Origin of the sequence: Mycobacterium sp. E735, from assembly GCF_001666955.1 — a bacterium.
GTDB lineage: Bacteria > Actinomycetota > Actinomycetes > Mycobacteriales > Mycobacteriaceae > Mycobacterium.
Window position 1 is genome coordinate 1 of the sequence record NZ_LZIX01000086.1, and the last position, 11,307, is coordinate 11,307.

Annotated in this window: 8 protein-coding genes and 2 pseudogenes; 7 read left to right on the top strand and 3 right to left on the bottom strand. The window is 70.0% G+C overall.

What is annotated here, in order from left to right; translation table 11 throughout:
* The 5 genes from ruvA to A5704_RS06875 form a co-directional block, all read left to right on the top strand.
* Nucleotides 1–457 (top strand): Holliday junction branch migration protein RuvA (gene ruvA, locus A5704_RS06855; protein ID WP_067752106.1); only part of this gene is annotated, 457 nt, incomplete at its 5' end.
* Nucleotides 454–1,509: a Holliday junction branch migration DNA helicase RuvB gene (ruvB, locus tag A5704_RS06860; protein ID WP_067888089.1), complete on the top strand. Its 1,056-nt coding sequence runs from the start codon at nucleotides 454–456 to the stop codon at nucleotides 1,507–1,509. The genes ruvA and ruvB, both read left to right, overlap by 4 nt.
* A gap of 386 nt (nucleotides 1,510–1,895) precedes the next feature.
* A complete protein-coding gene (locus tag A5704_RS06865; protein WP_067888101.1) occupies nucleotides 1,896–2,570 on the top strand; it encodes a hypothetical protein in 675 nt (224 codons plus the stop codon).
* 121 nt (nucleotides 2,571–2,691) lie between these two features.
* On the top strand, nucleotides 2,692–3,078 hold the full coding sequence (locus A5704_RS06870) for a DUF1304 domain-containing protein (RefSeq protein WP_067752097.1): 387 nt from the start codon (nucleotides 2,692–2,694) through the stop codon (nucleotides 3,076–3,078).
* Between the two features lie 130 nt (nucleotides 3,079–3,208).
* Nucleotides 3,209–3,898, top strand: a complete 690-nt coding sequence (locus A5704_RS06875) for a hypothetical protein (RefSeq protein ID WP_067888092.1) — start codon at nucleotides 3,209–3,211, stop codon at nucleotides 3,896–3,898.
* 62 nt (nucleotides 3,899–3,960) lie between these two features.
* Here the strand turns inward: A5704_RS06875 and car are convergent, their stop codons facing one another.
* Nucleotides 3,961–7,482: a carboxylic acid reductase gene (gene car, locus A5704_RS06880; RefSeq protein WP_067888095.1), complete on the bottom strand. Its 3,522-nt coding sequence runs from the start codon at nucleotides 7,480–7,482 to the stop codon at nucleotides 3,961–3,963.
* Between the two features lie 145 nt (nucleotides 7,483–7,627).
* A complete protein-coding gene (gabT, locus tag A5704_RS06885; protein ID WP_067888098.1) occupies nucleotides 7,628–8,968 on the bottom strand; it encodes a 4-aminobutyrate--2-oxoglutarate transaminase in 1,341 nt (446 codons plus the stop codon).
* Between the two features lie 220 nt (nucleotides 8,969–9,188).
* Between gabT and yajC the strand changes: the two genes are divergently transcribed.
* The gene (gene yajC / locus A5704_RS06890; protein WP_067268848.1) at nucleotides 9,189–9,527 is read left to right on the top strand and encodes a preprotein translocase subunit YajC; all 339 of its coding nucleotides are present in this window, start codon (nucleotides 9,189–9,191) and stop codon (nucleotides 9,525–9,527) included.
* Between the two features lie 193 nt (nucleotides 9,528–9,720).
* Nucleotides 9,721–9,990: pseudogene (locus A5704_RS29715) on the top strand (protein translocase subunit SecD); the annotation flags it as partial.
* Between the two features lie 233 nt (nucleotides 9,991–10,223).
* Here A5704_RS29715 and A5704_RS29720 read toward each other — a convergent pair.
* Nucleotides 10,224–11,182: pseudogene (locus A5704_RS29720) on the bottom strand (protein translocase subunit SecD); the annotation flags it as partial.
* Between the last annotated feature and the right edge of the window lie 125 nt (nucleotides 11,183–11,307).

The following is an 11,307-nucleotide window of genomic DNA, read 5'->3' on the forward strand; positions in this document are numbered from 1 at the left end:
GATCACCGCGATGGTCGTGCGCGAGGACTCGATGACGCTGTACGGCTTCACCGACACCGAGACCCGAGACCTGTTCCTGACCCTGCTGACCGTGTCGGGGGTGGGCCCCCGGCTGGCGATGGCGACGTTGGCGGTTCACGACGCGGCGGCGTTGCGGCAGGTGCTGTACGACAGCGACGTGGTCGCGCTGACCCGGGTTCCCGGGATCGGCAAACGCGGTGCCGAACGAATGGTGCTCGAGCTGCGGGACAAGGTGGGCGCGGTGTCAGCGGGCGCGCCCGCGTCCGTGGTCAACGGGCACGCGGTGCGCGGGCCGGTGGTCGAGGCGCTGGTCGGCCTGGGCTTCGCCGTCAAGCAGGCCGAGGAGGCCACCGACAAGGTGCTGGCCACCGATCAGGACGCGACGACATCCGGCGCCCTGCGCGCCGCCCTCTCGCTGCTGGGCAAGACCAAATGAGCAGCCCCGACGATGACTTCGCCGACCGCGAGCTGTCGCCGGCGCTGGCCGTCGGGGAGGGGGACATCGACGTCAGTCTGCGGCCGCGCTCGCTGCGGGAGTTCATCGGCCAGCCGCGGGTGCGCGAACAGCTGCAGCTGGTGATCGAGGGCGCCAAAAATCGCGGCGGCACACCGGATCACATCCTGCTCTCGGGTCCGCCGGGGCTGGGCAAGACGTCGCTGGCCATGATCATCGCCGCCGAGCTCGGGTCCTCGTTGCGCGTGACGTCGGGTCCGGCGCTGGAACGCGCCGGTGACCTGGCCGCCATGCTGTCCAACCTGGTCGAGCACGACGTGCTGTTCATCGACGAGATTCACCGCATCGCCCGGGCCGCCGAGGAGATGCTGTACCTGGCGATGGAGGACTTTCGCGTCGACGTGGTGGTCGGCAAGGGTCCAGGCGCGACGTCGATCCCCCTGGAGGTGGCGCCCTTCACCCTGGTCGGCGCCACCACCCGGTCCGGCGCGCTGACCGGGCCGCTGCGCGATCGGTTCGGGTTCACCGCCCACATGGACTTCTACGAGCCCGCCGAGTTGGAGCTGGTGCTGGCCCGCTCAGCCGGCATCCTCGGCATCGAGCTGGGCGCCGAGGCGGCCGAGGAGATCGCCCGGCGCTCGCGCGGGACACCGCGCATCGCCAACCGGCTGCTGCGGCGGGTCCGCGACTTCGCCGAGGTGCGCGCCGACGGGGTGATCACCCGCGACGTCGCCAAGGCCGCACTGGCGGTCTACGACGTCGACGAGCTGGGCCTGGACCGGCTGGACCGGGCCGTGCTGTCGGCCCTGACCCGCAGCTTCGGCGGGGGCCCGGTCGGGGTCTCGACCCTGGCGGTGGCCGTGGGGGAGGAGGCCACCACGGTCGAGGAGGTGTGCGAACCGTTCCTGGTCCGCGCCGGGATGGTCGCCCGCACGCCGCGCGGCCGGGTGGCCACCGCGCAGGCATGGACACACCTGGGCATGAGCCCGCCGGCGGGCGTCACCGGGTTGGGCCAACCAGGCCTGTTTGACTAGTGGCGATCGCGAGCGCGGCGAAGGCCGGGCGATGCGGGTCGCCACCGTTTGACTAGTGGCGATCGCGAGCGCGGCGAAGGCCGGGCGATGCGGGTCGCCACCGTTTGACTAGTGGCGATCGCGAGCGCGGCGAAGGCCGGGCGATGCGGGTCGCCACCATTGGACTAGTGGCGATCGCGAGCGCGACCAAATCGTGACCTTTGCGGGTCAGCCCGGCCGCGGCGGTCCGCGGCTACGCTGTCCGGCCTGCTCAGGCCCCTGCCACCCCGGCGGACCAGCCACAGCCGGCGTTCCCAGCCGACACCCTGGCGGCCCGCGATCGGTTATGCGTGGGCGTCGTCGGGTAACCAAGCTCACAGCAGTAATACCTGTTGAAGGAGATTCTGATGAGGACCACGCGCTACGACAACGAACGCCCTCGCGCGCTGTACATGCCACGCACCCGCGGCGCGCTAACCGGGCTGCTCCTGATTCTGTTGGGCGCCTGGGGCGCACTGGTGCCGTTCTTCGGGCCCAACATCGACTGGGCCTACCTGACCGACCCGGCGTGGACGTGGACCACGACCAAGGGCTGGCTCGAGGTGCTCCCCGGGGCCGCCACGGCGTTGGGCGGCCTGCTGGTCCTTACGTCGGGCAACCGCGCCAGCGGCGTCTTCGGCGGTTGGCTGGCGGTCCTCGGCGGGGCCTGGTTCGTGGTCGGCCGCGCGTTCGCGTCGACCCTGGGCATCGGCGACCTCGGGCAACCGGTGGCGTCGACGGACCTGAAACGAGCCCTGCTCGAGGTCACCTACTTCACCGGCCTGGGCGCCCTGATCGTGTTCCTGGGCGGGGCGGCCGTGGCGCGCCTGGCGGTGCGGCACGCGCGAGACGTCGTGGTGACCGAGCCGGCCCCGGTGGCGGCCGAAGCGGTGCCGGCCGGCGGCCCGGCCATGTACGACGAGACGCGGGGCGTGCCCGCCGCGCGGACGGACCGGGTCGAACCCGAGCCCCGCGGGCGTGGTTTCTTCGGTCGGCGCGCCGGTGGCGGCCTGTTCCACCGGCACCACCACGCCGGCGTGTAACGAGTAACGCGGGAGGCGCCGGTAGCCCTTGGCTGCCGGCGCCCTTTCGCGTCCGCGCAGTCCGGGCGACCGCAGGTCGGTAAAGTTCCACCGCGCAGGCCTCGACCACCGAGGAGGAGCGATGATCACTGCCGGGTTGGTGTTCGCCGGACTGGCGGCTTTACTGCACGTCTACATCTTTGTAATGGAATCGTTCACCTGGACCTCGCCGCGCACCCGCGCCACGTTCGGCACGACGGCCGAGGAGGCCGAGACCACCAAGTTGCTGGCCTTCAACCAAGGCTTCTACAACCTGTTCCTGGCCGTGGTCACCGGCCTCGGCATCGGGGCGATCATCTTGCGGCACAACGCCGTTGGGGCGGCGCTCATCTTCGCCGGCGTCGGGCCCATGGCCGCGGCCGCGGTGGTCCTGCTGCTGTCCGCACCGGAGAAGGGGCGTGCCGCCGTCACGCAGGGCGTCTTTCCGGCGATCGCGATCGCGCTGCTGCTGCTCGGCCTCAGATTTTAACATCTGTCTCACCAGCCCCAATGGTCACCGCCCGGGGGCGGAATTCCGCGCGCCGCATGGGTTACAAGCGGAAATGGTCGGGTACCCATGCCGGGCCGGAAACAGGCCCGGTATTCAACGAGGGGATGTCATGAAATACGCAGAAGACGGCCAAACACGCGGGCTGAGCATGCCGCGTTCGCGTGGCGCGGTCAGCGGACTGCTCCTGGTCATCATGGGAGCTTGGGGGGCGTTAATACCGTTTGTCGGACCGCGCTTCAACTTCGCCTACACGCCCGATCGGGAGTGGGCGTGGAGTACGGCTCGAGGGTGGCTCGAGGTCCTGCCGGGGGCGGCGACCGTGCTGGGTGGCCTCTTGCTGATCGTCGCCGGAAACCGCGTCGCGGCGATGCTGGGCGGCTGGCTCGCGGTCGTGGCCGGCGCCTGGTTCGTCGTGGGCGGCCAGTTCGCGCCGCTGCTGGGAATCGGCTCCGCCGGTGATCCGGTCGCCGCGACCGACCGCAAGCGCGCGGTGCTCGAGGTCAGCTACTTCTCCGGACTGGGTGCGCTGATCGTCTTCGTGGGCGGAGTTGTGCTGGCGCGCACGGCCGTGCGGCTGGCGCGTGACGTCCAGCCCGTCGCGCCGGTGGCCGCCGCCGCGCCGGGCGTCGAACCGTACCGCGAATCGACGTACGAGCCGGCCGAGGTGTCCTCGGGCGCACTGACCAAGCCGCGCACGGCTGCCGACCCGGAGCCCAAGCGCGGGTGGCGTCGCCAGCGCTCGGGCGCGGCGGCGGGTGCCAACGCCGCGTACCTGCGCTGGCCGCACCCTTCGCAGTAACGCGCTCACACAAAGACCGATCGCCGGCCCGAAGCCAGGCTGGCGATCGGTCTTTGCTGCCTTTACAGCAGTCCGAGCAACTGCAGGTCGGTGATGTACTTGACGATGATCGGCGCCGAGACATGCGGAATGTCTTTGTCGGGGCCGACTTTCGCCTCTTGCACCGCGGCGCGGAAGCGGTCGGTCGGTGCCATCGAACCGTTGATCGGCACTGAAGGCTTCTGGTAGTTGTGCAGCAGCGGCAGCAGCGAGTACTGGCGTTGCCGCTCCGGCAGGCCCCGCATCGTCTGCTCGAACCGCCGCAGCCATTCGCCGTAGTCGGCGATGCGCTGGATCCCATAGCCGGCCTCGATCAGCCAGTCGACGTACTCGTCGAGGCCGATGCCGTCGTCGTAGGGATTCATCACGTGGTACGTCTGGAACCCGTCGCCTTGAGAGACGTCGTCCAGCACCTGCGTGCCCAGCGTGGTGATCGCCGCGGCGATGAACTCCACCGGCAGGCCGTCGTAGTGCGAACGCTGGCGGTTGCCCTCGGCGTCCAGCTCGTAGAACGAACCGGGCGCGACACCGGTGGCGACCAGGCTCAGCATCAGCCGGGTGAACATGTCCGGCAGGTTGAGCTGGCCGGCGTAGGTGGTGTCGGCCAGGATCATGTCGCAGCGGAACACCGCCACCGGCAGGCCACACAGGTCGTGCGCCTCGCGCAGCAGCACCTCGCCGGCCCACTTGCTGGTGCCGTAGCCGTTGGCGTAGTTGTCGTTGATCGCGCGGGTCGCGCTGATCTGCCGGATGTCGGCGTCCTCGACGAACTGGCCGGGCTTGATCTGGTCGCCGACGCCGATCGTCGACACATACGTGTACGGCTTCAGCTTGGTGGTGAGCGCGATCCGGATCAGTTCGGCGGTGCCCAGCGCGTTGGGGCCGAACAGCTCGCTGTAAGGCAGCACGTGGTTGACCAGGGCGGCCGGGTCGACGATCAGGTCGACCGTGTCGGCCAGCCGCTGCCAGGTGTGCGGGTCCAGGCCGAGGTTGGCCTCACCCTTGTCGCCGGCGATGACCTCCAGGTGGTCGGCGGCAAGCTCCCGGTAGTGCGCCAGCAGCTTGGGGTCGCCGCTGTCGAAGGTCTTGTCCAGCCGGCCGCGGGCCTCCGCGTCGGACTTGGCGCGGACCAACGCAATCACCTTGCCGTCGACCATGTCCATGCGCTCGAGCCATTCCAGCGCCAGGTAGCGACCCAGGAAGCCGGTCGCGCCGGTTAGCAGCACCGTCCGCACCTCGCTGGTGGGCTTGGGCAGGCTGGGCGCGGCGGCCAGCGTCTCGGCCTCGAGGAACTTGTCCAGTGTCAGGTCACCGGCGTGCACCTCGGTCGCGTCACGGCCGTGCACGGCGGCGAAGGTGGGCCGCTTGGTGCCCTGGCGCTCGCCCTCGATGTAGTTGGCGATGGCCTGCAGGTCGCTGGCCGGGCTGACGATGACGCCGACGGGGACGTCGATGTCGAAGATCTCGCGCAGCAGGTTCCCGAACGTCAACGCCGACAACGAGTCTCCGCCCAGGTCGGTGAAGTGCGCGTCGGGCGTCAGCTCGCTGCTCGCGGTGCCCAGCATGGCCGCGGCGGCCCGGCTCACGGTCTGCAGCACGGGCGCGTTCGCGCCGTTGCGCCGCAGTTCGGCCAGCTCGTTGGCCTGTCCCTGGGCCAGCTCGGCGTAGAGCTGCTCGAGCCGCTCGCCGTAGTGCTGCTTCAGCTTCGGCCACGCCAGCTTGCGGATCCCGGTCAACAGACCGTTCTCCAGGCTGAACGGCGTGGACTCGATGATGAAGTCGCGCGGCACCTCGTAGGACTGCAGGGCGGCCTGGCGCGCGACGTGCTGCAGCGAGTCGGCGATCTTGGGCTTGAGGCTCTCCTGGTCGCCCGAGGCCAGCGCCTCCTCCGTCGGGACCACGACTGCCAGCAGGTAGGGCTGGGAGCTGTTCCCGTAGACGTAGATCTGGCGCACCAACGGGCTGTTGCCGAACTCGGCCTCCAGCTTGGCCAGGGTCACGAACTCGCCCTGCGCCAGCTTGAGCACGTTGTTGCGGCGGTCGACGTAGACCAGCTTGTCGGGCGCGACCTCGGCGAACACGTCGCCGGTCCGGTAGTAGCCGTCCTCGTCGAACACGTTGGCCGTCGTCTCGGCCCGCTTGTAGTAGCCGGGGAACATGTTCTCGGTCCGCAACAGCAACTCGCCGCGGGGGTACGGCCGGTCGGTACCGAAGTAGCCCAGGTCCGGCACGTCGACGAGCTTGTAGTCGATCACCGGCGGGCGCTGGATCTCGCCGTCGAACAACACCATGCCGGCCTCGGTGGAGCCGTAGCCGTCCATCAGGTGCATCTCGAGCAGCGATTCGACCCACGTGCGCAGTTCGGGCGAGGTGGGCGCGGAGCCCGTCATCGCGAAGATGTAGCGCCCACCCAACAGGTACTGACGCTGGTCTGCGAGAACTTGCGCCTCGACCGCTGCGCGGTCGCCGCCGTCGGCGAGCCGCCGTTCGACCAGGCGCTGGAATTCGCCGAACAGGGTCTCCCAGATGCGCGGCACGAAGTTCAGCTCGGTCGGCCGCACCAGCTCGAGGTCCTCGAGCAGGGTCGAGAGGTCGCTCTTGGCGGCGAAGTAGGCCGTGCCGCCGTTGCCGAGCGTGCCGTAGAGGATGCCGCGGCCCATGACGTGGCTCATCGGCATGAAGTTCAGGGTGATTGACGCGGCGCTCTCGCCGAACCAGTTCCTGCTGCCCCGGCGCCAAATCTTGGCGACGTTGCTCTGCGGGTACATCGCGCCCTTGGGCGCGCCGGTGCTTCCGGAGGTGTAGACGAGCAGGGCCAGAGGGTCGGATTCCTCGCTGGCCGGGAGCGGCGCGTCCGGCAACGCCTTGCCGCGCTCGAGCACCTCGGCGAGCGTTTCGACCACGACGTCGGTGTCCGCGAGCCGGGTGCGGGCGGTCTCCACCGCCTCCCGCTCGTCGTCGACCTCGGGGTGGTAGTCGAACACCACCAGCTTGGCGGGCCGGTAGCCGCTCAGGATCAGCTCCACGGCGTCGGGCAGCTGGTTGGCGCTCGCCGCGATCACGGTGGGCTCGGTCTCGGTCACGATCGGCTGCAGCGACGTCAGCGACGCGCTGGTCTGCAGCGGGACCGACACCGCACTGATCGTCGCCAGCGCCATGTCGATGGTGGTGTAGTCGACGCTGTTGAAGCCAAGCACGCAGACCCGGTCACCGGTGTGCACCTCGTCGTCGGACCAGGCGCGGCCGAGCGCGGAAACCCGCTCGCCGAGCTCCCGATAGGTCAGCGTCTCGAACCGGGAAAGCAACTCCAGCCTGGTGCGTCCGCTGGCCGGGTCCTTGACGAACTCCACCGCGCGGTGCGCCAGCGCGGGCCGGTCGGCATACCCCTCGAGCACGGTCCGGATCACCTGCGGGAGGCGCAGCCCGGGCCGCTCGAGCGCCGATTCGACCGCCGGGTCGGGGCGGGCGGCGGCGAACTGGGGGTCGTTGGCGGTCAGGTCCTCGATGCGGCGCTCGAGCCGCTCGTCGTGCGTGGTGGTCGACATAGAAATTTCCTCGCAATGAAAGATATTGAGTCTTCTCGCGCCGATGCGCTGACCATTAGAACGTTAGCTAAAGTAACGGTATTCCACCATGGCCGCGCCGCGGCGCAAGTTGTGAGATTGCCCACCCGGGCCGGTCGACCCCGTCTTACAGGTCGGCCAGCAGTCCTGCCAGGACGTCGATGCCCTCGTTCAGCAGTTCGTCGCTGATGGTCAGCGGCGGCAGCAGCCGGATGATGTTGCCGAACATGCCGCACGTCAACACGACGACGCCGGCGGCATGGGCCGCCTTGGACAGCTTCTGAGTCAGCTCCGCGTCGGGCTCGGCGGTACCTGACTTGACCAACTCGATGGCGATCATGGCGCCGCGGCCGCGCACCTCGCCGATCCGGTCGTCGGCGGCCTGCAGGCGCAGCAACGGCTCGGTGATCAGCCGTTCCAGTTGCCGGGCCCGCTCGATCAGCCCGTCACTTTCGATCGTTGAAATGGTGGCCAATGCTGCAGCACAGGCGATCGGGTTGCCACCGAATGTGCCGCCCAACCCGCCGACATGCGACGCGTCCATGATCTGCGCCCGGCCGGTGACCGCCGACAGCGGCAGCCCGTCGGCGATGCCCTTGGCGGTGCAGATCAGGTCGGGTTCGATGCCCTCGTGTTCGCACGCGAACATCGCGCCGGTGCGCGCAAACCCGGTCTGCACCTCGTCGGCGATGAACACCACGTCGTTGTTGCGGCACCAGTCGAGCAGGGCTGGCAGGAATCCCTCGGCCGGCACGATGAAGCCGCCTTCGCCGGCGATCGGTTCGATGATGACCGCGGCGAGGCTCTCGGCGCCGACCTGGCTCTCGATGACGTCGATCGCCCGCGCGGCGGCCTTCTCCCCGTCGGTGGCCAGCTCCTTATCGAGAAGCCCGTCCCGGTACGGGTAGGACACCGGGGCCCGGTAGACCTCCGGCGCGAACGGGCCAAAGCCGCTCTTGTACGGCTTGGACTTGGCGGTCAGCGCCATCGCCAGGTTGGTGCGGCCGTGGTACGCGTGGTTGAACGCCACGACGGCGGGCTTGCGGGTGTACGCGCGGGCGACCTTGACGGCGTTCTCGACGGCTTCCGCACCGGAGTTGAACAGCACCGAGCGCTTCTCGCCGGAGCCCGGCGTGATCCGGTTGAGCTCCTCGGCGACGGCGACGTACTGCTCGTACGGCACGACCATGAAGCAGGTGTGGGTGAATTCGGCGACCTGGGCGCGCACCGCCTCCACCACCCGGGGCGAGGAGTTGCCGACGGTGGTGACCGCGATGCCGGAGGCCAGGTCGATGAGCCGGTTGCCGTCGACGTCCTCGATGATGCCGCCGAACGCCCGCGCCACGAACACCGGCAGCGAGACGTTCACCCCGTGCGACACCGCCGCGGCGCGGCGTTTGGTCAGCTCCAGCGAAGCGGGACCGGGGATTTCGGTGACCAGCTGGCGTGTCTGCTCGAGGCCGGCCACGATCTTCTCCTCACCGCGGCGCGCCTGTCACGTCGCGACTCAAGCCTATCCGGCGCGTCCCCGCCCGGCCTCTCATGTACGGCGGCGCTCGGGGGCGACCTGCGGCAATGGCACACTGGCCGGTACGAGGTGCGCGGCCCGCGGGTCGTCCCGGCCACCGATGGCCTTCAGTGCCACGACGAAGCCACTACGAAGCCACTACGAAAAGACAGGCCCGTTCATGGAAAGTTTGATCCTGTTCCTGCCCTTCCTGCTCATCATGGGCGGGTTCATGTACTTCGCCTCGCGCCGGCAGAAGCGGGCGATGCAGGCCACCATCGACCTGCACGAGTCGTTGCAGCCGGGCGACCGCGTGCACACCACATCCGGGCTCGAGGCCACGGTCGTCGAGATCACGGACGACACCGTCGACCTCGAGATCGCGCCCGGGGTGGTCACGACCTGGATGAAGCTGGCGATCCGCGACCGGATACTGCCCGACGAGGACGACCTCGCCGAGGACGACGACGCCGACGATTTGGAGGAATTCGGCGACAACCGGGCGACCAAGGATTCCTGACGGCGATTGCGGCCCAAACCCACCAGCGGCGCGATCGCGGTGAGGGAGGCACGTAGTCTTTTCTAGGCTCTGTCCGGGGTAAGAAACCGATTCTCGAGGAGATAGAAGGAACGTGGCATCGTCTTCGGCGCCGGTGCACCCTGCCCGCTACCTGTCCGTCTTCCTGTTGCTGCTCGTCGGCGTCTATCTGCTGGTGTTCCTGACCGGCGACAAGCGGGCCGCACCCAAGCTCGGCATCGACCTGCAGGGTGGCACCCGCGTCACGTTGACCGCGCGCACCCCGGACGGCTCACGTCCGAGCCGCGACGCGCTGGCACAGGCGCAGCAGATCATCAGCGCGCGCGTCAACGGGCTGGGCGTCTCCGGTTCGGAGGTCGTGGTCGACGGCGACAACCTGGTGATCACCGTGCCCGGCAACGACGGCAACGAGGCCCGCAACCTGGGGCAGACCGCTCGTCTCTACATCCGCCCGGTGCTGAACTCGATGCCGGCGCAGGAGCTCCAGCCCAAGCCCGCGCCGCAGGCGCCCCCGCCCGGGCAGGCGCCGCCGCCGGGCCAGCCTGCGCCCGGGCAGGCGCCGCCCCCGGGCCTCGCCCCGCCGCCGGGGCAGGCGCCGCCCGGCCAGCCCGCACCGGCGCAACCCGCACCGCAGGGTGGACGGCCGCCGGCCCAGCCACGGCCGTATCCGCAGGACCCGCCGCCGCCCAGCCCCGCCCGCAACGAGGTCAATCCCAGTGTCGCCGAGACGGTTTGGGCCTCCGACGCTTCGAAGGACAGCGGCAGCGAGCCGTACTTGAGGACGTTGGCCAGCTGCTTGGCGGTCGCGGCCGTGAACGGCGGGTCGCCGCCGGTGATCTGCGTCCGGCCGCCGGGGATGGCTTCCTGGATCATCGGCGCGCTGACGACCTGGGAATCCAGCGTGAAGGCGGTCTGGGTGCCGATGTGGGCGGCGGTGAAGTCGGCCCAGGTGTTGGCGGCCGCCGGCTTGAACTGCACGTCCACCACGTAGCCGATGCCGCGCTGGTTCATCCCCGAGGTGGCGTCCTGAATCTGGTCGCCGCTGATGATCGACGGCGCCAGCAGGTACGCCACCTTGTGGTCGGTCGAGCAGGTCACCAGGGGCAGGTTCGGGTCGTCGTTGCCGGCGAGGATGTCCTCTTTGTCGCAACGGGTCGCCTGGAATTGCAGCGCCAGGAACTGGACGCCCTGGCGGGTGCTCTGCCGCCACTTCTTCTCATCGGCGATGCGATCGGCGAGCTCCTTGCGCGGGTCCGGGGGCGCGGGCTGCTCGGCCGGCGGCACGTCGGCCGGTGGCGCGTTCCCCGCGGGCGCGGGCGGCGGGGCGGGGCTGGGCGTCTCCGGTTCGGAGGTCGTGGTCGACGGCGACAACCTGGTGATCACCGTGCCCGGCAACGACGGCAACGAGGCCCGCAACCTGGGGCAGACCGCTCGTCTCTACATCCGCCCGGTGCTGAACTCGATGCCGGCGCAGGAGCTCCAGCCCAAGCCCGCGCCGCAGGCGCCCCCGCCCGGGCAGGCGCCGCCGCCGGGCCAGCCTGCGCCCGGGCGGGGGCCGCCCCCGGGCCTCGCCCCGCCGCCGGGGCAGGCGCCGCCCGGCCAGCCCGCACCGGCGCAACCCGCACCGCAGGGTGGACGGCCGCCGGCCCAGCCACGGCCGTATCCGCAGGACCCGCCGCCGCCCAGCCCCGCCCGCAACGAGGTCAATCCCAGTGTCGCCGAGACGGTTTGGGCCTCCGACGCTTCGAAGCAACGCGGCCCG